Origin of the sequence: Halonotius pteroides, assembly GCF_003605635.1 — an archaeon.
Taxonomy (GTDB): domain Archaea; phylum Halobacteriota; class Halobacteria; order Halobacteriales; family Haloferacaceae; genus Halonotius; species Halonotius pteroides.
This window is the reverse complement of sequence record NZ_QMDW01000007.1, coordinates 104,534-125,111: the sequence shown is the minus strand read 5'-3', so window position 1 is coordinate 125,111 and position 20,578 is coordinate 104,534. Positions and strand designations below refer to the sequence as shown.

Here is a 20,578-nt window from a genome sequence, read left to right as displayed (position 1 = left end):
TATGGCTGGAACTATCGAAGTACTCGTCCCGGGCGGGCAGGCCAACCCCGGCCCGCCGCTCGGGCCGGAACTCGGCCCGACGCCGGTGGACGTGCAGGCTGTCGTACAGACGATCAACGACGAAACCGACGCCTTCGACGGGATGGAAGTCCCGATCACCGTCGACTACGAGGACGACGGCTCCTTCGAGATCGATGTCGGTGTCCCGCCGACGTCGGAGCTCATCAAGGATGAGGCCGGTTTCGACACCGGCAGCGGCGAACCCCATGAGGACTTCGTCGCCGACATGTCCGTCGAACAGGTCAAAAAGGTCGCCGAGCAGAAGTCGACGGATCTGCTCTCCTACGACGTGAAAAACGCCGCCAAGGAGGTCAGCGGCACCTGCATGACCCTCGGTGTCACCATCGACGGCGAGGACGCCCGCACATTCAAGGAACGCGTTGACGACGGCGAGTACGACGACGTGCTCGTCGACGACGCGGAAGCGACCGCGTAATCCGGCAGGTCGGTTGTTCGGTTGCGGTGTTTCTGTTGACGACGCACAACTACAGAGTGACCGCTGTGAGCGTCTGTTGTATCACTATATCTGTAGAGTTGAGTATACCATGTGTCTCCCTGACAATGGCCATGTGACCGACTCACAGACGCTGAAATCTGCTTCGACGGGCTTTTAGGCGTCATCCGACTCTCTCCGATGAGACAGGCCTCGCCTGTGTCACTGACCCGTAGGAGCATTCCTGCGTACTACGGAGGTGAATAATGGCAGACGATACGATAGTACAAGCAGTTTCGCGCGCCCTCGACGAGTCTCCACCACGGAACTTCGGTGAGACCGTCGATCTCGCGGTGAATCTGCGTGATCTAGACCTAGACGACCCATCGAATCGCGTCGACGAGAGCATCGTGCTCCCGTCCGGCACCGGCCAAGAGACACAGATCGTTGTGTTTGCGGAGGGCGAAACCGCCCTTCGGGCCGAGGATGTTGCCGACGAGGTGCTGTCGGGGGACGACCTCGAAGACCTCGGCGACGATGACGACGACGCCAAAGACCTCGCCGACGACACCGACTTCTTCGTCGCCGAGGCCAGTCTGATGCAGGACATCGGCCGCTACCTCGGAACCGTTCTCGGGCCACGAGGAAAGATGCCGACGCCACTGCAGCCAGACGACGACGTCGTCGAAACAGTCAACCGAATGAAAAACACGGTGCAGCTTCGCTCCGGCGACCGACGCACGTTCCACACGCGCGTGGGAGCCGACGACATGGACGCCGAGGAGATCGCCGACAACATCGACGTGATCATCCGGCGTCTCGAAGCTGACCTCGAAAAAGGGCCGCTGAACCTCGATACCATCTACGTGAAAACGACGATGGGGCCCGCTGTTGAGGTGGACGCATGAGCCAAAGCGAGTCCGTCCGTAAGACTGAGACCATCCCACAGTGGAAACAGGATGAGGTCGACGAGCTAACCGACTTCATCGAGCGGTATGCCTCGGTCGGGATCGTCAGCGTCGAGGGCATCCCGAGCCGACAGCTCCAGTCCATGCGGCGGGAGCTCCACGGCAGCGCGGAAGTTCGGATGAGCCGCAACACGCTCGTCGTACGGGCTCTTGAGGCCGTCAGCGACGGCGTCGAGCAGCTCACCGAGCATGTCGCCGGCCAGATCGCCCTGATCGGCACCAACGACAACCCCTTCGCGCTGTTCCAGCAGCTAGAAAGCTCAAAGACCCCGGCCCCGATCAGCGCGGGCGAGGTCGCGCCCAACGATATCGTCATCCCCGAGGGTGACACGGGCGTCGACCCGGGGCCCTTTGTCGGCGAACTCCAGCAGATCGGTGCCGACGCCCGGATCGAGGAAGGCTCAATTCAGGTGCTGTCGGACAGTACCGTGCTCTCGGCCGGCGAGACCGTCGACGCCGACCTCGAAAACGTGCTGAGCGAACTCGGTATCGAGCCGAAAGAGGTCGGTCTCGATCTCAAGAGCGTGTACTCCGAAGGCGTACTCTTCGCGCCTGAGGAACTCGAGATCGATGTCGACGACTACCGCGCGGATATCCAGTCGGCCGCCGCGGCCGCCCGGAACCTCTCGGTCAACGCCGCGTATCCGACGACCCAGACCGCGCCGACGCTCATCGCCACGGCGACCGGCGAGGCCAAATCGGTGGCCCTCGCCGCCGCCGTCGAGAGCCCGGACGTGGTCGACGACCTCATCGGCAAGGCCGACGCACAAGTTCGCGCGCTTGCCGGCCAGATCGACGATCCGGAGGCTCTCCCCGAGGAGCTCCGTGAGCTTGACGACGCCGAGGAAGCCGACGAGGCTGACGACGGCGAGGCCGAGGAGGCCGAGACAGACGACGCACAGACTGACGACGAAACTGAAGCCGAGGCCGATGACGGCGACGACGACACCGACGCCGGTGCCGGGCTCGATATGCTCTAACAAGCGGAGATTACACCAATGGAATACGTTTACACAGCACTCACCCTGAACGAAGCAGACGCAGAGATCACCGAAGACAACATCACCGCCGTCCTCGAGGCCGCGGGCGTCGATGTCGAGGAGTCACGAGTTAAGGCACTCGTCGCCGCGCTCGAAGACGTCGACATCGAGGAAGCCGTTGAAACCGCGGCCGCAGCCCCCGCGGCCGGTGGGGCCGCTGGCGGCGCGTCGGCTGACGCCGGTGGAGCCGACGAGGCCGACGGCGACGACGCTGACGAAGCGGAAGCTGACGACGGCGACGACGCCGACGTGCCGGACGACGCCGGTGACGACGACGAGGAAGCCGACGGCGAGGGCCTCGGCAACCTCTTCGGCTGAATCGCGGTTAGCCAGCAGTTCCCTGTTTTTTTGCGACGGCATCCGGACAGCGATAGCGCCTGGATCATGCTTGGGCAGCCTGTCGCCCGGAGGTTTAACCCCGAAGCCGCGGCCAGCCAATCCGATGGGAGTCGCAGTTGGTTTCGATCCGGGACTGACGGCGGGTGTCGTCGCCTTCGCGGTTGGCGGTGTCGCTCTTGGCACCTGTAGCGGACTGGTTCCCGGACTGCACGCCAACAACTTCGCGATTCTGCTGGCGGCGGCCGCGCCGTCGATCCCGGCTGATCCGTTGTTGCTCGGCGTCGCCATGCTCGCGGCGGGCGTCGTCCACACGTTTCTCGACGTTGTCCCCGCGCTCACGCTCGGGGTGCCCGACGCGTCGATGGCGATCGCCGCGTTGCCGGGGCACCGACTCGTGTTGGCGGGTCGTGGCCGGGAAGCCCTCCGACTGTCGGCGGTCGGGAGCGCGCTGGCTGTCGCGATCGCCCTGCCGCTCGCGCCGCCGATTACGTGGCTCATGATGTCGTGGTATTCGACGATCACCGCCCATCTCACGCTCGTGTTGGTGGCTGTCGTCGTGTTTCTCCTGTTGACCGAGTCGTCGCTTCAGGGGGTTCTCGGTGGGCTGTTTGCGTTCGGGTTGGCGGCCGCGTTGGGCTGGGCAACGCTTGATGTCCGGCCGGCCGCGCCACTGGATGCCGGCAGTATGTTGACACCACTGCTCACCGGGTTGTTCGGCGCGCCGATCCTCCTGGATGCGATGGGTGGCGGTGGGGTGCCGCCGCAGGCCGACGCAAAGTTAGCGATGCCGGGCCGTGAGTTGGGGTTGACCGCGGGGGCGGGCTCGCTGGCCGGCGCGCTCGTCGGCTATCTGCCGGGGGTGTCGGCGGCGATCGCCTCGGTGATCGCGCTGCCGGCGGTGCCGAACGCCGATCCCGATCGGGGGTTCATCGTCGCCACCAGCGGGGCCAGCACAGCAAACACCGTCTTCGCGCTGTGTGCGTTGCTTGCGCTCGGAACCCCGCGAACCGGCGTGATGGTGGCGATGGATACCACCGGCGTGCCGCTGACCCTCCCGGTGTTGCTGACGGCCGTCATCATCGGTGCGGCGTGTGGGTTCTTGCTCGTGGTTGGAGTCGGCGACCGGTATCTCCGGACGGTCGGGAATCTGAACTACACGGTCGTTTCTAGTGGTGTGTTTGCGCTGCTGATCGGGTTGTCGTTTGTGTTCACCGGTTGGGTCGGTGTCGGGGTCTTTCTGGTCGCCACACTCGTTGGGTTGGTGCCGCCACGGTTTGGGGCCCGCCGCGTCCATCTCATGGGGGTGTTGATCGGCCCGCTACTGCTGTGAGCCGCCGTGTGATACGCCGGCACAGCACGTTCCTCACCGACGGCAGGGCGGTCGTGACGAGCCGAAAGACAATGGTTAAAACCCGCGCGGTGATCCCTATGGGTATGAGCGAGACCCAACAGGAAGCCGAGAGCCAGTGTGTCTCCTGTGGCATCAAGGTCGCAGCGATGAACGCTGCGGCGTTTGACTGTCCGGAGTGTGGCACCGAGATCCACCGCTGTCCGACCTGCCGCAAGCAGAGCAACCTCTATGAGTGTCCCGACTGCGGCTTCCGGGGGCCATAACGATGGGCAAGGTCGCCGCCAACATGAAGATCATGCCGCAGAGCCCGGAGATTGATCTCGACGAGCTCCAAGAGCGGCTCGAAGCGTCACTCCCTGAGGGAGCCCAGATCAACGGCTTCGAGCGTGACGATGTCGCCTTCGGCCTCGTTGCCCTGCTGCCGACCGTGATCGTCGCCGACGACGCCGGTGGTACCGAGGTCGTCGAGGACGCATTCGCCGATGTTGAGGGCGTTGAAAGCGTCTCCGTTGAGGACGTCGGCCGAATCTAAGCCGTCGGGGGTCGATTGTCTCGATCACTGGTCGTCGCACCGAGCCGATACCGACTGGTCTGAGGTGTGTTGTACGTATCCTGCAAACTTATATGCTGCCAGCGATAACAACAGATGAATCAAAATGGCCAATTCACTTGCGGAAATGCTCCGATCCGATATGGAATGCGAAGGCTTGCTTGAGTGTTTTCACGGGCTCAAGGAGCTCGATAAGCGATGTTTTCGGGAACTCGTCGACGCCGAGACCGCGGTGACGATCGATGACCTCTCCGACCATGTCGACCGCGAACGGTCGACGGTCTACCGCTCGGTACAGCGGCTGCTCAACGCCGGGCTGATTCAAAAAGAGCAGATCAACTACGACCAAGGCGGCTACTACCACGTTTACAAGCCGGCTGACCCCGGTGCGATCCGAGAGGATATGCAGCGACTCCTCAACGACTGGTATGCTGAGATGGGCCAGCTGATACAGGAGTTCGAGGAAAAATACAGCGACGCTGCCGACGTAACCGCCCCGGCAGAATCCTAAGCGATCCAGCAGAATCTGACTTCGCGGTCGACACCACCTACCACGTATCGAGGATTTCGACCTCAAACTCCAGCGTCCGGCCCGCGAGTTCGTGGTTGAAGTCGATCTCGACGGCGTCGTCGGTGACAGCGGTCACATCGCCGTGGAGCCCGTTTTCCGCATGGACGTGAAGCCCAACCTCGGGTGGTTGGCCGACCATCCCCTCGAAGACCTCCGGATCGTACTCTCGTAGCTTCTCGTCGTCGAACTCGCCGTATCCCTTCTCGGGTGGGATTGTCAGCGTCTCCGTTTCGCCGGCATTGAGGCCGATCACGCCCTGTGCTAACCCCTCGATGACCTCCTCATCGCCGATCTTGAACGACAGCGAGGAGTAGTCGTCTGGATCAGCGTCTTGGGCCTCGACCAGCCCATGTTCCTCGGCGACCTCGTAGCGAGAGGTATCAAAGACGCTGCCGTCGGGGAAGCGACCGATGTACTCGATGACGACCGTATCGCCAGCCTCGATTGCCATATCGGTCGTCAGCAACGAAGGCTCATAAATCCGTCAGTCGTCGGCCGACAGCGGGGCCTGAATGTCGAGCAGGGCGGCACTGCGCTCAAACAACCGGCGTGCGGCCGCCTGATCGCGAGCGGCAGCTGAGGGTTGGGTTGGCTCGCAGTCAGCAAAGTAACGACCCGACACTGACGACACGCGAGGACTGACAGCGAGATAGACCGCGGTCGCCGCGCCATCGGCCGGGGTCGGCACAAACGGGAGTCCGCCAGCGAGGCTCGCAAGATCGGACAGTGGCCCCGGCAGAAACCGCGTGAAGCCGCTGCCGGGGATCGCACCCGGGTGGAACGCATTCGAGGTGATCTCGTGCTCGGAGTGCTCCAATCGACGCGCTACCTCGAAGGCAAACTGGATATTGGCGAGTTTCGACTGCTGGTAGGCACTGAACGAGGAGTAGTCATCGACGGATTCGACGGCATCGAGGTTCAGCGACACCCCGCGGTGAGCCGCTGAGGCTGTGGTAACGATCCGGGCATCGTCTGCCAGTGTCGGCAATAACTCGGCGGTCAACAGGTACGGCCCGAGATGGTTGACGTGGAAGGTGTATTCGACGCCGATGTCGGTAAGACGGCCCTCACGGAACAGGCCGCCGGCGTTGTTGACGAGGATATCGAGGCTGTCAACCCAGTCGTCGACAGCGGTTGCCAGCGACCTGACCGCGGAGACAGCAGCAAAATCGGCTGTCTCAAAGGTCGCCTCCACACCCATCGCTGTGAGTTCGTCGACGACCGCGCGGCCGGCTTCGGCGTCGCGACCGTGTACCATCACATCGGCACCGAGCCGCCCCAACGCGAGGGCGGTCTCACGGCCGATCCCGCTGGTTGAACCGGTAACCAGCGCAGTCTGTCCCGCACAATCAACGTCGGCAACGCCAGCCTGTTCGGCAGGCTGTGTCATTCCGCACCCTCAACGAGTCGGCGGAGTTGGGCTGGCGGCACCGCCCCGCGTGCGGCGTGGCCGTCGGCGACAAACGTCGGAACACCGGTGATACCGGCCTGTTGGGCAGCTGCGAACGCGTCGGTGACCGTCTCCCGGTGGGCGTCGTCGTTGAGTGCGGCGGTAATCTCTGAGCCGTCGATGCCAACGCTTGTTGCAAGGTCGACGAGCACGTTCTCGCTCCCGATATCGCGGCCATCCTGCCAAAGGGCGGCGAAGATCGCCTCATCGAAGGCCAGCCACGTCTCATAGGGATGCTCGTTGCTGACGGAGGCGGAGGCAACCTGAGCGTCGAGTGAGTCGACCTCGGTCGCCAACTCCAGTGTCATCTCGACATCGTACTCCTGTTGGAGGCGACGCACGGACTCCTTGGCCTGCTCAAAGTAGTCATCGTCTTTGCCGTCGTCGACCGAGTGGTCGATCTCACCGTCGGCGGTTCGCTTGCCGGCCCGCAGATCGAACGGCCGCCAATCGATCCGCAGTGGCTTGTCTCGGTCAGCCTGATACCGCGACAGCGACTCGCGGCCGAGATAACAGAACGGGCAGACGTAATCCGAGTACACCGTAATCGACGCCGTGGTGGCTTCACTCATTACAGCTTATTCGATCTCAGGTCACAAAAACAACGGGTCAGGAAGCCAAACGAACAACCCTCTTGTAGGTGGCTGCGAAAACCGTTGCCGTGCTGCAGACACTACGCGAGTCCGGCCCGGGACTGCTCGTTCCCGCAGCGTGGCTCGTCGTCGCCGCGGCCCACCGTGGGATGGTCACAGCCAGATCGATCTTCATCGCGCATCTCGTGATGGTGGCGTTTATTACGTTTTTCCTTGTGACGGGCTGGGACGAGATGACCGATCGCGCCCTCCAAGGCTGGCGTGTCGTCATGGTTGTCGGCGTCGGGGTCACGCTCAGTGGGATCGCCGGCTTCCTCATCGACCCGGTGGCGACACCGCTGTGGGCGATCAGCCTCATTGGCTGGATGATCATTCCTGCGATCGGGCTGTTTTACACCGGCGCGGTACTGCCGGAGGCGACGACCATCTATGTCGCCGGTGGGACGCTCTCGATTGCTGGGCCGATCATCTACTTCCTCTCGGTTCTCGTCGGGGTCGACCTCATCGCTATCGCCGCGATCGGGGTGACCGCCGTCGGCCAAACGCTCGGCATCGGCGACGCCGTGTTGCGGTATTAACGACGTAACTCGAACTGGGACAGAGCTACAGCAAGCAGTGCCCGGCATGATGATCGCAAAAACGCGGTGGGACTGGGATCCGAACTCACTCACAGATCGAAGATCTGCTCACGGCTTCGCCGTTCGCTTTCGCGGTCGCAAGGGACTTGGCGCTGTTCGCTGCTCGAATCCCGACGACGAACGATGCGATCAGGATAATGGCGAGCACACGCGGTGCTCACCGTGTTGTTTGCGCAAAGATTCGGTGGGACTGGGATTCGAACCCAGGAGGCCAAAGGCCACCTGCTTTCAAGGCAGGCGCAATAGTCCACTCTGCCATCCCACCGCATTCGCAAGACGGCGATGGCGGGTAAAAACGGTTCTGGTCTCGCCGGTCGGTGGTCACATACGCCCTGCCAACCGAGGTATGTAATCGATTTGTATGCCACCACTGCGACGCCGTAACCCGGATCGTCGGCCTTTTGCTCGCCGGGGCAAAATAAATGATAACTGGATGGCCTCTTATCATATTGAGACGTACGGTTGTACGTCAAACCGCGGCGAGAGCCGACAGATCGAGCAGGCCCTCCGCGAGGGCGGCCACTACCCAGCAGAGGGGCCGGCGGAGGCGGATGTAGCGATCCTCAACAGCTGCACCGTTGTCGAGAAAACTGAACGGAACATGCTCAGCCGAGCCGAGGAGCTTCAAGACCAGACGGCTGACCTCATCGTCACCGGCTGTATGGCCCTCGCACAGGGCGAGGAGTTCGACGAGGCCGGTATCGACGCCCAGATCCTCCACTGGGATGAGGTGCCCGAGGCCGTACTCAACGGCGAATGTCCGACTGTCGCCCCTGACACCCAACCGATCTTAGAGGGCGAAATCGGGATCCTCCCGATCGCTCGCGGCTGTATGAGCAACTGCTCGTACTGTATTACCAAGTTTGCTACCGGCCGGGTTGACTCCCCGCCAGTCGAGGAAAATGTCGAAAAGGCCCGTGCGCTCGTCCACGCCGGGGCGAAGGAGATCCGTATCACCGGCCAAGACACCGGTGTCTACGGCTGGGATACCGGCGAGCGCAAGCTGCCCGAGCTGCTGGATCGCATCTGTACCGAGATAGACGACGAGTTTCGGGTTCGGGTTGGGATGGCCTGTCCCGGCGGCATTCACGGAATCCGCGAGGAGTTGGCCGACACCTTCGCTCGCCACGATGAGCTCTATAATTTCATCCACGCGCCTGTCCAGTCCGGGAGCGACGACGTGTTAGGGGATATGCGCAGACAGCACCGTGTCGAGAAGTTCCGCGAGATCGTCGGTGCCTTCGACGAGCGGCTGGACTACTGGACGCTGTCGACGGATTTCATCGTTGGCTTCCCGACCGAGACCGACGCCGACCACGAGGCCTCGATGGAACTGCTGCGAGAGATCCGCCCCGAGAAGGTCAACGTCACCCGGTTTTCGAAGCGACCCGGCACCGATGCCGCCGAGATGAAGGGCCTCGGCGGAACACTGAAGAAGGAACGCTCAAAGGAGATGTCGGCGGTTAAACGCGAGATCGTCGGCGACGTACACGAGGAGATGGTCGGCACAACACAGGATGTGTTGGTCGTCGAGGAGGGCACCGGCGACTCGGTGAAGTGCCGTGATGGTGCCTACCGGCAGATCATCGTTCAACACGCCGACGAGTATGATCTCTCGCCTGGCGACTTCGCTACTGTCGAGGTGACTGATCACCAAACGATGTACACCTTCGGACAGCCCGTGTCGTCAGCTTAGTCGGTGGGTGTCTCGTTGTCGTCGCTCAGGGTGAGACTCTCCGTGGCGGCGTTCCGCAGGGCATCAGATCGGCCATGGCTGGCCGGCGCGATCGCCAGCGTCGATAGCCCGTAGCTGTTGGCAACCTCCAACACCGGTTTGAAATCCGTATCACGGGAGGCGATCGCCAGCGTCTCCGCCCGTCCTTCGGTCGCAAACCGGGTGGCATCGACGGAGAGCTTCACGTCGACATCGCCGCTGGTGACAACTACCTCAAAGCCTCGGGCCTCGGCGGCCTGAATCAGCCCCGGAGTCGCGTGTTCATCGACGTAGAGCCGGGCGGTCGCCAACCGATCTTTTGCCGCCGTCGCCTCTCGAATGTCGTCGAGATCGACATCGAACTCATCGCGCAACATGTTCGGCCCGTCGACAAACAGCGCGATGCCGTCGGCCGGCTCATCGCGCCCGAACAGATCCATACCGGTCGTCGTGTGGCAGCGAGTATAGGAATACCGTTTGTCGACGACCCCCGATAGCACCGCCCCTACGAGCCCTCGGTCGGGTGATCGTCGGGATCAGTGCCGTCAGCAGGCATGCGCTCAGTATCTGACGCCCCGGTTTCGGCCGCCCAGCCGGCGTCAACCCCCGGATCAGTGGCTGTGGACGCATCGGTGTCGCGCAACGGCACCCGAACGCTGATGGTTGTCCCGCTGTCGTCTGTCGTCGCGCTGATCGAGCCGCCGCAGGCGATCGCCAACCAGTTGACCATCCACAGCCCGAGGCCGCTGCCGTGTCGCAGCGGCTCTTCGGCACCCTCCTCGACGACGACTAACTCCTGCTCGGAGAGGCCTGGCCCATCGTCGGCGACGGTGAGCAGCAGATCATCGCCGGCAACCGACAGCGTTACCCGCACCTCAACGGCCGAGGGCTGGTCGTCGTGGTGGCTGATCGCGTTTTCGACCAGCTCCTCGATGATTCGGGTCACCTCGCCGTCGACCAGCCGGTCGTCAATATCACCGTCGACATCGCAGACACAGCTCCCACCCAGTGCGGCCGCGGCCTCTGTGGCTGTCTCACAGAGCGTGTCGACGGACTCCCAGGTTTGTTGGGCCGGGTCATCACCTAATACGGCCTCGATCTCGCGGGCGGTTTCGGCCTGAGAGTGGACGTGTTCGACCCGGTCGCGGATCGTCTGCAAGGAGTCCTCGATGGCCGCCGACAGCGCGTCCCCGCCGATCGCCTCCTGAATTTGATCTTCCAGCAGGCCGGTTTGGCCGGTGATGACGTTGACGCTGGCTCGCAGATTGTGACGGAGAACGCGGTTCAACACCGCAAGCCGCTGTTCGCGCAACAGCTTGTCGGTGATATCGAACTGGACGGCGACGTAGGCTTCCGGCTCGCCGTCGTCGTTTGTGACCGGCGAGACGGTCTCCTGGAGGATATACCGGTCGCCATCCTTCGTTCGGTTGATGACCTGTTTTTCAAAGATGTCACCGTCGGTGATCGTCTCCCACAGCTGTTCGTAGTGGGTTTCGCTCATCTCGCCGGATTTGAGGATGCTGTGGGTTGATCCGACAGCTTCGGCCGCGCTGTAGCCGGTTAGCTCCTCGAAGGCAGGGTTGACATACTGGATCACGCCGTCGCTGTCGGTGATGCTGATTGCGACGCCGGCGTGTTTCATTGCTTCCTCGTAGTGAAGCGCTTCCTCGTGTGTCTCGATCGTTGAGACGACCTGCGGGATGCTCTCGCCGATCTCTTCGATGACCTCTCGCTCAACAGCGTCGAAACCGGTCGGCGCGGTTGTGTAGACGCCGAGGACGAACGCCTGCTGGTTGTCGAAAGCGACCGGTACCGCCAGCGAATCGGTGATATCGTGGGCGGCTGCGCGCCCGCTCCAGTCGGCGTCTGTCTCGTCGACAGCAACATGACTTGCCGAGTTGGTTGTGGCAGCATCGATCACCGGCTCGGCGTCGGTCGCGTCGTCAGCGACCCACCCGGCGTAGGGGGTTGCGTCGCCGGCGACAACACCAGCAACCGGATCTGGGTTTGTATGAAACTCCCGACCGCCGGTGTGGTCGGATGGGTCGCCATCGGTGGTGAGGGAGCTATCAGCCGTGGTTGGGTCGGCGGCGACAACCGGCACCAGCCACACGAGGTCATACGCCCCGATCTCGGCCATGCGCTCGGGAACGCGTTGGATCAGCTCCCACGGCTCCGGTGACGCAAGCAGGGCATCGGTCAGATCGCGGTTGAGCCGGACAAGTCGTTCGATCCGGGTTACTCTGGTGACAGTTTTCAGTGTGAGAATCTCCTCGGCGATCACGTCACCGTCGATCGGCGAGCGGGTGACCTCGTAGGTCTGTTGCCGGCCGTCAACAGTGTAGGTTCGATGGCCCGTTTCGCCGGGGGAGATCGATGCCAGCCCGTCATCGATCGCCGAAAGGGGTCGCCGCGGGATCGTCTCGCTGCCGAGGATGGTTGTTGCCTCGTTGTTGTAGGCGATGACCGTCCCCGAGCTATCGAGGACAAGCCCGCCGACAGCGACGCTGTCAGCCAGTGTTGATAACCCCGGCGAGCTATGGTTGGCAAACTCTGTGCGGGCATACCGAAGAATCCCGACGGCGAAAACGGCGACACCAAGCGGCTCGTAGTTGATCCCCAACAGCGGCTCAATCGATGGTGAAAGCAGATAGGGGATCAGGGGCACCCCTGTCACAGCGACAAGCACATAGAGCACTGTCGGCCGACTGTCGCTTCGCTCAAAGGACTCAAACAGCCAGCCAAAGCCGACAAAGGCGACCGTGTAGACGACCCCGGTGACAAACCAGTGGATCGCCCCGTAGCTGAACTGAAGATATGAAAACGGCGTTGTTGCCGCTGTCGTAGTGTAGTAAAGCCCGTGAATCGGATTTGTGAGCTTGATTCCGGTAACGATGGCGAGCAACAACACGCTGCCGATCTGAAATGAGCGTTGCCGGTGGTAGGATCGACCGGTGTAGGCCGCGGCGAAGACAACCCACGCGACGATCGTCGAGAGGCCGGCGATCAACCCGCCGAGATGAAAGATCCGCTGGGCCAGCGGCGATGGCGTCGCCAACTGTGCGGCGGTAAACAGCGACCACAGCCCGCTCAATCCGAGCAATCCCCCAAGCCCCCGTCGAATATCAGGATGTGAAAGGCTCCGAACACCGACAGTGCCGGCAAGGCAGATCACCGCCGCCAGTCCAAAGGCGAGCACGTACACGCCCCGGATTGAGAGGGGGTCGCTCACGACCATGCCATACGAGCTACGAGAGATAGTAGCAAAATAAGCTGTTGGTATTCCCAGCCGGTCGGAATCCGTGGCCGCCAACACCGCAGTGAGCCGGCAGTCAACACCGGTTCGCCGCGCTGTCAGTCGTCGCCGACGGCGGTCGGCTCATCGCTCGGTTCCGCATCGCCGTCAGGCTCGGCGTCGGTGGCTGATCGCTCCGTCAGGTCGCCGCCGCGCCAGCCGCCGCGTTCGAACCAGCTCGCAGCGACAGCCGCCGCAATAACCCCAGAGACAGCAAAGGCAAACCAGATGCCGGTGGGGTCAGGTTCGGCGAAAAACCACATATCAGTCGGCACCAGCCCTTGGGAGGCGACGTAGGCGATCGGCAGCCGGATGAACCCAAACAACAACACCGCGATGGCAGCGGCGGTCAGCGTCTTGCCGGCCCCACGGAAGCCACCGCTGTAGGCACGCAGGATTCCAACAAAGCCGAATGTTGGCGCGATCCACCGGAGGAATGTCGCCCCTTCGGCGACGACCGCCGGCGAGTCATCGAAGATGCCGATGATCTCCGGCGCAAAGACGAACGTGACAACGCCAAGCGCCGAGAGGATCAGAAACGACGTTTTCGCCGCAAACCGGTTGGTGGCGACAACGCGATCCTGCCGGCCCGCGCCGATGTTTTGGCCGGTCATCGCCTCAACACCACGATCGATGGCGATCGCGGGCATGAAGATCATCGAAAAAACGCGGATGCCGACGCCGAAGGCGGCGACGACCGGCGTCGAAAACAACGTCACGATGACCAACACAGCGTTAACGGAGATTGCACGACCGGTGTTTTCGACTGATGCGGGCACGCCGATCCGGAGGAGTTTCTTACTGTAGGCGAGATCCGGGATCATCTGTCGGAGGTTGATCTGAATCCCGTGGGCCCCGCGGAGCATCAACAGCAGGCCAACGACCATGGCTGACCCCCGAGAGAACACGGTTGCGATCGCCGCCCCTTCGACGCCGAGTTCCGGCAGTGGGCCGACGCCGAAGATCAACAGCGGATCGAGCGCGACGTTGAGCACGACGGTTCCAAACATAACAAGCATCGGCGTGACCGTGTCGCCGGCCCCGCGCATTAACGCGATAAACACGGTGAAGCCAAACAGAAACGGCAGTCCGAGGCTGATGACCTCCATGTAGTCGATCGCCAGCGTCAACACAGCCGGCTCCGCGCCAAAGACGCTCAACAGCTCAGCGACAAACTGGAACCAAAGGGTACCGAGTACAACCCCCGTCAACAGTGTGAACACAACCGTTTGCGAGGCAGCGTACTCAGCCTGCTCGGGCTGATCGGCGCCGGTGTGTTGGGCGACGAGCACGCTGCCGGCGACGGTAAGCCCGAGCCCCAACGAGATGAACAGATACACGAGCGGAAACCCAAGGCTGATCGCCGCCAACGCCTCCGTGCTGTAGCGACCCAGCCAGAAGGTGTCGGCGAGGTTGTAGCCGACCTGAAGAAGATTGGTGATAACGATCGGAAACGAGAGGAAAAACAACGATCGTGGGATCGAGCCGTCGGTGAGGTCAAGCTCCGACTGACTCTTAAAGAGGCTCCCGAGGCGACGCCGGAGGCTCATCGGCGACCTCCAAGGCGGGCGGCTTCGTCGACACCGACACACCGAGCAACGACAGGAAACACAAGTGTGTGATAGTGGGTTGATGCAAATAAATCGTGTTGTTGCGGCGCACTACTCGTCAGTTTTGTCGGCCGCAAGCCGCTGGAGCGCGTCGGCGATCGCCTCAACGGCGACGATGAACCGCCAGGTGAGATAGACGGCAAGTATCGCGGCCGCCGGAACAACAACGAGGAGGAGCTGTCCGACGATAACCAGCGAGTAGGCAGCGACCGCGAGCAGTCCAACGACGATTCCAGCGAGTTGGCCCCGTGAGAGGGTGGGTGGAGACCAATCAGACATGTGTGATAGCGCAATCGAGACGCAAATAACCCTTGTGGCTGCTCAGTAGACCTCGTCGACAACGCTAACGATCCCGTTGCCGGCTTCGACGAACGCGAGTGCGGTCGGTGCGTCACCAAGCTCACAGATCGCCGTGGCATCGGAGTCGGCGGTCGCTGCCGTCAGGCGATACTCGCCGGGTGCGACCGGAAGATCGATGCTTTCGATCGTCAGCGGCTCAAATGTAACCGTCGTCTCGCAGACGGGCTGGCCGTCATCGCTGATGGCTATGTCGATCGTCACCGGGCTTGCGCCCTCGTAGTTGCGGAGGAGCAATGCGTCTGTACAGACCGCCTCAGAGGGCGTCGTCGATCGCTGGGTCGGTGGTGCGAGTGGCATACAGTATGCATCGACCCCACGTCACCTAAACCAACACCACGAGTTTCTGTCGCTGAAACACGCCATGGGGCGTTTTTATGCCGGAATGTATGGCTTCGAGTGGGATCACCACCACACGCTGCGACCGCCACATCGTCCCCGGTGACAACACCCTCTCCGCTGGTGATTCCATCCCCGTTGACGGTTCCGCCCTCCACGGTCGGGCATATCCCCGCTGACAGGATGTCCACACGTACGCTCGCCATGATGCGGCCGTCGCGGCCGACTGTCGGTTGTCCGGATGGTCGACGCGTTGTGGTTTTCGATCCGAATATTGGGTGTTTGTAGTCACAGCTTGGTGATGTCGTCGGATATGGCCCCACCACTGTCCGACTGCTGCGGCCAGTGTGAGAGGAACCCATACACTCATTACCGGGCCGTTGGAATGAAGAAGAGACCACCTGATATATGACCGACGCAGACCCGATTGTGCTCTCCGGCGGCGGGATAACAGTACATAAATCATACCAGGACGCCGCCTACCCGGAGCCGGCGATCGTGATCATCATCGAACAGTTTGAACCCGACGCCACGGAGGTCACTGTCACCGAGTCGATTCCGGCGGATGCTGATGGCGCTCTCATTGAGTTCGACGCCGAGACGGCCGACCACTGGACAGCGCGAGACGACGAACTCGAGCTGACGATCTCGCTGGCCGACGGCGAAAGCATCGAAACCGCCTACGCCTACGCCGGCGGCATCGCCGACGCGCTGGAGGCGTGGCTCACGCCGCCGACAGTCGTCATCGAGTTTGCGGATGGCAAAACGACCACACTGGAACCCGGTGACGCCAAGCCACCGAAGACTGTTGTTCACCTCCCGGAGGAGGTGACCGCAGCCGATACCGACAGCGCGGCTCTAGGGTACGGCGATGGGGTCGCCTACGAACCGCCGGAACCCGAAGCCGTCGAATCCGGCGATGTGTACGGCCAAGATGCGGCCACGCCCTTCGAGGATCACGCCGAAACAACGCCGGAGTCGCTGTACGGCGAGATCGAACCCCGATGGTCAGAGGAGGCCTCGGTTATCGCCGCCCGCTCATCCTACGGGGAGGCTGACGCCCACGAGCCCGAGGAGCCGGAAGCCGTCGACGACGGAGATCGCTACGGCGACGACGATGCGGTCGAAGACGACGAGAACTGAGGCGGATGCGACAGGGTAAACTGTGTTGAGGGTGCGATCGGCTCGTTTTGCTGCGCTCAACGACGACGAAGTGAGAGCGATCGATCACGGGCACAGACAGTGTATCCGTGCGCGGCGAGGGCGGCATCGTAATATCGCTGGGCGATCAGCCACGAGGGGAGACCACGGAGGCCGAACCGCCGATCGCTCCGGACATCGATCTCGATGAGCGTCTCATCGCCCTGGTCGGTCAGTGTGACGCCGTAGGTGCCCCACGGCTTGTCGCCGGCAGTTACCCGAAGTGCAAAATCGGTTTCGGCAGCCGGTGTCTCCGCCACCGTTGTCGACATCGTGATCGACCGCAATCCGAGGAGATAGCTGAGCTCGAATGTGGCACCGTCCGTGGTGGCGGTACGCTCCTCAGCGATCGCCCACTGCAGGATAAGCACCGGCGGGTGGGAGCCACTGAACGCGTCTCGGACAGCGGTCGGCGTCGCCGTCGTCCGGAGGCGTGCGGTGCCGCCGGTGGTGAACAACGGCACCCGAAAGACGGCAAGGACGGCCACCGCGCCGAGAAGCCCCTGCCACAACGGCAAAAAGAGTATCAGTCCGGCAGCGACAAGGCCGGCGAAGAGGGCTGTCGCCCAACTCGCTGCGCGTTCGGCTCGTCGGTAGCGTGTGACAACGGTATCGAGTGTCTTGGTGGCATCACCACTGTCGTTCATGGAGGGCATGATCGTACGATCTGTCAGGGGTCACAAATCAATTCTGTTCGCAGTCGCGCAGCCACAGCGAGGCGTCAGGTCGAGTCTGACCGCACTGACAGCGTGATCGGTGATGCTGTGTCTGTGCTCGACGCAGCCGGTGTTGCTGCTGTGTCACCAAGACTGAGTTCAACCCCATCGATCACGACCGCAAACGCCTGCCGGTGGTGACCGTCGGGATCGACCGTCATCGTTGGTTCGACCACCCCAGCGTCTTTCAGGCGATCAAGACGCCGGTAGACGGTCGGTCGGGAGATATCGGTGCGGGCGGCGATCTCGCGGGCTGGCAGCGATTCGGTACCGAGGGCGTCGATGATCGCGCGGGAATACTCATCGCCAAGCAACGTGAGCAACTGCTCGGTGTCGACCGAGCGGTCATCGGCTGCTGACTCCTGAGACGGCGGCAGCGTTGGGGGTGAGGTCACCATCGTGGTAGTATTATCGAACGCCCGGGACATCCGTCATGGGGCTTCTATCTACAACCCCACAGCAAATGTGACACTAGCTATACAGAGCGTTCAACTTCTATGCAGCAACGATGGTAGCAACGAAGTCGGCGACGATGACAGGCGACGACGCAGTCGATATTACCCGCTGGAGTTAGTCGACGAGGGTGATCTCGATGCCGTCGGCCCCGAACTGGAGTTGGAGGTCATCGACGATGAGATGATAGCGTTTGCGGTGGTGACCGTCGGGATCGACGGCGACAGCAGGTGCAATAAGGCCGGCGGCTTCGAGGTCGTTGAGTCGGCGGTAGACCGTCGCCCGTGAGGCCGCCATCGACTCCACAAGCGCGGGTGCTGTAGCGGGTCGGTCACACAACGATTCGAGCACCTGACGGGCGTACTCGTCGCTCAACAGCTCAAGCACGGCATCCGTCTCAACAGCAGTAGCTGCTCGCCGCGTTTTCTCGGTGGTGGCCGCGGCTGACTGAACCACGCCACGGTGAGATTGCTGGGTCGTTGACATCGATACCTACCTGTTGGAGTGACAGCCAGCTATAGCGGCTAGCTACCAGTCACAACCATTCTGTACACGTTGCTCTAGCTATCGTCACTCGATTGGTGACAACACCACAGTATATCGGTGTCACCGTCCACCGGGTATTAGTACGGTGCCGCCTCACTATCTATCAATGGGTGAGGGCCTCCACGTCGACGAACCACGGGTGCTCATGGTCGACGATGAAAAGCAGGTTGCCGACGCCTACGCGTTACGCCTGCAGGATGTCGCCGACGTGACCGTCGCCTACGGCGGCGAGGAAGCGCTGGCGATTGTTGCTGAGGGCCGCCCACCGGATGTCGTGCTCTTGGATCGCCACATGCCGGGGCTATCCGGCGATGCGGTGCTCGACGAGCTCCGTGAGCGCGACCTGACGACGCGGGTGATCATGGTGACCGCCATCGACCCCGACCTCGGCATCGTTGAGATGCCGTTCGACGACTATCTCTCGAAGCCGGTCGACCGCCCGGATCTGTATGCGGCTGTCGATCAACAGTGTCAGGTACTGGCCTACGAGCTCCTCGGTGAGTATTTCCGGCGTGAATCAACCCGGGCTGTCCTTGCCGCCGACGCCACCGCAGCCACCGACGCCGACGAGCGACTCGCCGCGATCGAAGCCGATCTCGAAACGGCAAAACAGCGTGTTCGTGACCTCCTTCCCGAGGCTGACACACTGCTGTCAACGTTTGACGGAATCGACAGGGAAGGCTACTGATCGGTGTCGCCGGCCGGGGTCGTCGGATCGGCTGCCAGAAACGCCGCCACCAGCTTTCGCTCGGCACGCCGAAGATGGTACAACAGCGTCGGCCCCGCGATATCGAGGCTGTCGGCGACTTCAGCGGCGGTACTGCCGCGCGGTGATTCAAAGTAGTCGGCCAGGTAGGCTGCCCGGAGGACGGCCTGTTGACGGTCGGTCAGCCGCTCAGCCAGCTCGTTTTGGAACGCTGCGACCGGCTCTTGGCTGGGTGTGGTTGCCTCCTTTGCGAGGAGGTCGGTCTCGGCGACCGTCTCGTCGACGGTTTCGATCAGCTGTCGGACACTCTCTGCCGGCGGCGCGTCGGCGATGATCCGTGTCGACCCACCGCGATAGGTTGCCGACCGGATCGACGCCCCCCACGAGGTGAGCGCGGTCACCGGTGTCTTGCCGTCGACCGTGACCTGTACGAGCGGGTCGTCGCCGATACGGATCCATGACACAGCCACGACCTGCTCGTGGTCGTGAAGCGTCCGTTCGATCAGCTCCGGTGTGAGTGGCTCATCGCCGGCGACGGGTTCGCCGTCGGTAGGGGCCGAATCGTCGGCGGTTGTGTCAGCATCGTCGCTGGCCGCAGCGTTGGCGACGGTATCATCCGGCGCAACATAACACACAACCGGGCCGTCGCCGCGGGGGACAGCCCCCACCAGCGAGAACGTTGTGTCGGTCGCGGCAGCGGCCTGATTGAGCGGGATCGAGCCACCGGAGACCGAGAGCGTCACCTCGGTGACGGTGTCAGCGACGAGCAGATCCTCCTGTCGGATCGCACGGATCGCAAAGCCAGCGGCACGGCCGAGCGTTTCGAGGCCGGCGCGCTCCTGCTCGCTGAACCCATCGACCTGGCTGGCATACACCGAGACGACGCCGTAGACCGTCTCCTGATACTGCAGCGGCACCGCCAGACAGGACTGCAAGCCGCTGGCGAACGCCGCCTGCCGAACCGCTCGCGGAACCGACGTGTCATCGGCGAAGGCGTCGATCACCTGCGTCTCGCCGGCGTCGACGGCGCGTTGCCCCGGCAGGCTGTCCGGCTCGCCGAGAGCGGTATCGATCCGGTCGCGGAGCTCCGGGGCGGTTCCCGCGGCGGCAACAACCCGAAGGCTATCGGTTTGGAACTCTCGGTCGCCAACCCAGACGAAATCGTAGCGGTCGGCCCCGCCAAGGTGGTCACAGACGGATGTGGCGATCTCCTCGCGGTCAGCCGCGCCAAGCACCTGCTGGAGCACACGGACGATCAGCGCGTCGATTCGCTGGACGCGATCGAGCCGGCGGTCGAGGCGGTCGACACGCCGTTTGAGCTCGTGGGTCTCGGTGGTCTCACGCAGAAACAGCCGGAGGCCATCGTCGACCTGTACGTCGACAGCGAGCCAGCGATCGATACGGGGGTAATACTCCTCGAAGGCGGTCGCCGTTGGCTCGTCGTCGACCACATCACCGAGATGGTCGGTGGCAGCGGTCGGAAATCCGGCCGACAGCGACTCGCCGACGACGGCATCAGGCTCGGTTTCGGTCAGCGTTGCTGCCCGCTCGTTGATCGCGGTAATCTCGCCGTCACGTGTCGCCTCGATCACACCGACCGGGGCGGTCGCCAATGCCTCATTCATGCGGACGGGGGGTTGTCGGCTGTA

At 62.7% G+C, this 20,578-nt stretch carries 24 protein-coding genes and 1 tRNA gene; 12 read left to right on the top strand and 13 right to left on the bottom strand.

Annotated elements, in window-relative coordinates; translation table 11 throughout:
- Position 1: 1 nt before the first annotated feature.
- From DP106_RS06805 to DP106_RS06770, 8 genes are all read left to right on the top strand, one after another.
- Positions 2–496 carry a 50S ribosomal protein L11 gene (locus DP106_RS06805; protein ID WP_120084292.1) on the top strand — a complete coding sequence of 165 codons (495 nt, stop codon included), beginning with the start codon at positions 2–4 and terminating at the stop codon, positions 494–496.
- A gap of 263 nt (positions 497–759) precedes the next feature.
- Positions 760–1,401 carry a 50S ribosomal protein L1 gene (locus DP106_RS06800; protein WP_120084258.1) on the top strand — a complete coding sequence of 214 codons (642 nt, stop codon included), beginning with the start codon at positions 760–762 and terminating at the stop codon, positions 1,399–1,401.
- Entirely contained in the window at positions 1,398–2,441 is a 1,044-nt protein-coding gene (locus DP106_RS06795; protein ID WP_120084257.1) for a 50S ribosomal protein L10, read from the top strand. Before DP106_RS06800 ends, DP106_RS06795 begins: the two co-directional genes overlap by 4 nt.
- An 18-nt stretch (positions 2,442–2,459) precedes the next feature.
- The gene (gene rpl12p, locus DP106_RS06790) at positions 2,460–2,819 is read left to right on the top strand and encodes a 50S ribosomal protein P1 (protein ID WP_120084256.1); all 360 of its coding nucleotides are present in this window, start codon (positions 2,460–2,462) and stop codon (positions 2,817–2,819) included.
- A 124-nt stretch (positions 2,820–2,943) separates the two neighbouring features.
- Positions 2,944–4,170, top strand: coding sequence for a tripartite tricarboxylate transporter permease (locus DP106_RS06785; RefSeq protein ID WP_120084255.1), 1,227 nt, complete (start codon positions 2,944–2,946; stop codon positions 4,168–4,170).
- Between the two features lie 104 nt (positions 4,171–4,274).
- Entirely contained in the window at positions 4,275–4,454 is a 180-nt protein-coding gene (locus tag DP106_RS06780) for an HVO_2753 family zinc finger protein (protein ID WP_120084253.1), read from the top strand.
- 2 nt (positions 4,455–4,456) lie between these two features.
- A complete protein-coding gene (locus DP106_RS06775) occupies positions 4,457–4,723 on the top strand; it encodes an elongation factor 1-beta (RefSeq protein WP_120084252.1) in 267 nt (88 codons plus the stop codon).
- Between the two features lie 124 nt (positions 4,724–4,847).
- Positions 4,848–5,252, top strand: a complete 405-nt coding sequence (locus tag DP106_RS06770; protein WP_120084251.1) for a helix-turn-helix domain-containing protein — start codon at positions 4,848–4,850, stop codon at positions 5,250–5,252.
- A gap of 37 nt (positions 5,253–5,289) precedes the next feature.
- Here the strand turns inward: DP106_RS06770 and DP106_RS06765 are convergent, their stop codons facing one another.
- The 3 genes from DP106_RS06765 to DP106_RS06755 are packed head-to-tail and all read right to left on the bottom strand — an operon-like array spanning position 5,290 to position 7,334.
- A complete protein-coding gene (locus tag DP106_RS06765; RefSeq protein WP_120084250.1) occupies positions 5,290–5,763 on the bottom strand; it encodes an FKBP-type peptidyl-prolyl cis-trans isomerase in 474 nt (157 codons plus the stop codon).
- A gap of 33 nt (positions 5,764–5,796) precedes the next feature.
- Positions 5,797–6,702 (bottom strand): SDR family NAD(P)-dependent oxidoreductase, encoded by a 906-nt coding sequence (locus DP106_RS06760; protein ID WP_120084249.1) that lies wholly within the window; start codon positions 6,700–6,702, stop codon positions 5,797–5,799.
- Positions 6,699–7,334: a DsbA family oxidoreductase gene (locus DP106_RS06755; protein WP_120084247.1), complete on the bottom strand. Its 636-nt coding sequence runs from the start codon at positions 7,332–7,334 to the stop codon at positions 6,699–6,701. Before DP106_RS06755 ends, DP106_RS06760 begins: the two co-directional genes overlap by 4 nt.
- 89 nt (positions 7,335–7,423) lie before the next feature.
- On the opposite strand from DP106_RS06755, the gene DP106_RS06750 reads away from it, so the two are divergent.
- The gene (locus DP106_RS06750) at positions 7,424–7,933 is read left to right on the top strand and encodes a hypothetical protein (RefSeq protein WP_133305111.1); all 510 of its coding nucleotides are present in this window, start codon (positions 7,424–7,426) and stop codon (positions 7,931–7,933) included.
- Between the two features lie 242 nt (positions 7,934–8,175).
- Here the strand turns inward: DP106_RS06750 and DP106_RS06745 are convergent.
- Positions 8,176–8,258: transfer RNA gene (locus DP106_RS06745), tRNA-Ser, on the bottom strand.
- 168 nt (positions 8,259–8,426) lie between these two features.
- On the opposite strand from DP106_RS06745, the gene DP106_RS06740 reads away from it, so the two are divergent.
- The gene (locus DP106_RS06740; RefSeq protein ID WP_120084245.1) at positions 8,427–9,689 is read left to right on the top strand and encodes a tRNA (N(6)-L-threonylcarbamoyladenosine(37)-C(2))-methylthiotransferase; all 1,263 of its coding nucleotides are present in this window, start codon (positions 8,427–8,429) and stop codon (positions 9,687–9,689) included.
- On the opposite strand, the gene DP106_RS06735 is transcribed toward DP106_RS06740, so the two are convergent.
- The 5 genes from DP106_RS06735 to DP106_RS06715 all read right to left on the bottom strand — a co-directional run bounded on the left by DP106_RS06735 (position 9,686) and on the right by DP106_RS06715 (position 15,269).
- Positions 9,686–10,147: an NYN domain-containing protein gene (locus tag DP106_RS06735; RefSeq protein WP_120084243.1), complete on the bottom strand. Its 462-nt coding sequence runs from the start codon at positions 10,145–10,147 to the stop codon at positions 9,686–9,688. The genes DP106_RS06740 and DP106_RS06735 overlap by 4 nt on opposite strands.
- A 65-nt stretch (positions 10,148–10,212) precedes the next feature.
- The gene (locus tag DP106_RS06730) at positions 10,213–12,939 is read right to left on the bottom strand and encodes a PAS domain S-box protein (RefSeq protein ID WP_165857841.1); all 2,727 of its coding nucleotides are present in this window, start codon (positions 12,937–12,939) and stop codon (positions 10,213–10,215) included.
- A 122-nt stretch (positions 12,940–13,061) separates the two neighbouring features.
- Positions 13,062–14,552 (bottom strand): MATE family efflux transporter, encoded by a 1,491-nt coding sequence (locus DP106_RS06725; protein WP_120084240.1) that lies wholly within the window; start codon positions 14,550–14,552, stop codon positions 13,062–13,064.
- 111 nt (positions 14,553–14,663) lie between these two features.
- Positions 14,664–14,891, bottom strand: a complete 228-nt coding sequence (locus DP106_RS06720; protein ID WP_120084238.1) for a hypothetical protein — start codon at positions 14,889–14,891, stop codon at positions 14,664–14,666.
- Between the two features lie 42 nt (positions 14,892–14,933).
- Entirely contained in the window at positions 14,934–15,269 is a 336-nt protein-coding gene (locus tag DP106_RS06715) for a hypothetical protein (RefSeq protein WP_120084237.1), read from the bottom strand.
- 447 nt (positions 15,270–15,716) lie between these two features.
- Here DP106_RS06715 and DP106_RS06710 point away from each other — a divergent pair, with 447 nt between their 5' ends.
- The gene (locus DP106_RS06710) at positions 15,717–16,451 is read left to right on the top strand and encodes a hypothetical protein (RefSeq protein WP_120084236.1); all 735 of its coding nucleotides are present in this window, start codon (positions 15,717–15,719) and stop codon (positions 16,449–16,451) included.
- A 56-nt stretch (positions 16,452–16,507) separates the two neighbouring features.
- On the opposite strand, the gene DP106_RS06705 is transcribed toward DP106_RS06710, so the two are convergent.
- From DP106_RS06705 to DP106_RS06695, 3 genes are all read right to left on the bottom strand, one after another.
- Positions 16,508–17,164: a hypothetical protein gene (locus tag DP106_RS06705; protein WP_133305110.1), complete on the bottom strand. Its 657-nt coding sequence runs from the start codon at positions 17,162–17,164 to the stop codon at positions 16,508–16,510.
- Positions 17,165–17,229: 65 nt separating this feature from the next.
- Positions 17,230–17,622 carry a winged helix-turn-helix domain-containing protein gene (locus DP106_RS06700; protein ID WP_120084234.1) on the bottom strand — a complete coding sequence of 131 codons (393 nt, stop codon included), beginning with the start codon at positions 17,620–17,622 and terminating at the stop codon, positions 17,230–17,232.
- Between the two features lie 172 nt (positions 17,623–17,794).
- Positions 17,795–18,133, bottom strand: coding sequence for a winged helix-turn-helix domain-containing protein (locus DP106_RS06695; protein WP_165857840.1), 339 nt, complete (start codon positions 18,131–18,133; stop codon positions 17,795–17,797).
- Between the two features lie 196 nt (positions 18,134–18,329).
- Between DP106_RS06695 and DP106_RS06690 the strand changes: the two genes are divergently transcribed.
- Entirely contained in the window at positions 18,330–18,911 is a 582-nt protein-coding gene (locus DP106_RS06690) for a response regulator transcription factor (protein WP_120084231.1), read from the top strand.
- Here the strand turns inward: DP106_RS06690 and DP106_RS06685 are convergent.
- The gene (locus DP106_RS06685; RefSeq protein WP_120084230.1) at positions 18,905–20,554 is read right to left on the bottom strand and encodes a bacterio-opsin activator domain-containing protein; all 1,650 of its coding nucleotides are present in this window, start codon (positions 20,552–20,554) and stop codon (positions 18,905–18,907) included. The genes DP106_RS06690 and DP106_RS06685 overlap by 7 nt on opposite strands.
- Between the last annotated feature and the right edge of the window lie 24 nt (positions 20,555–20,578).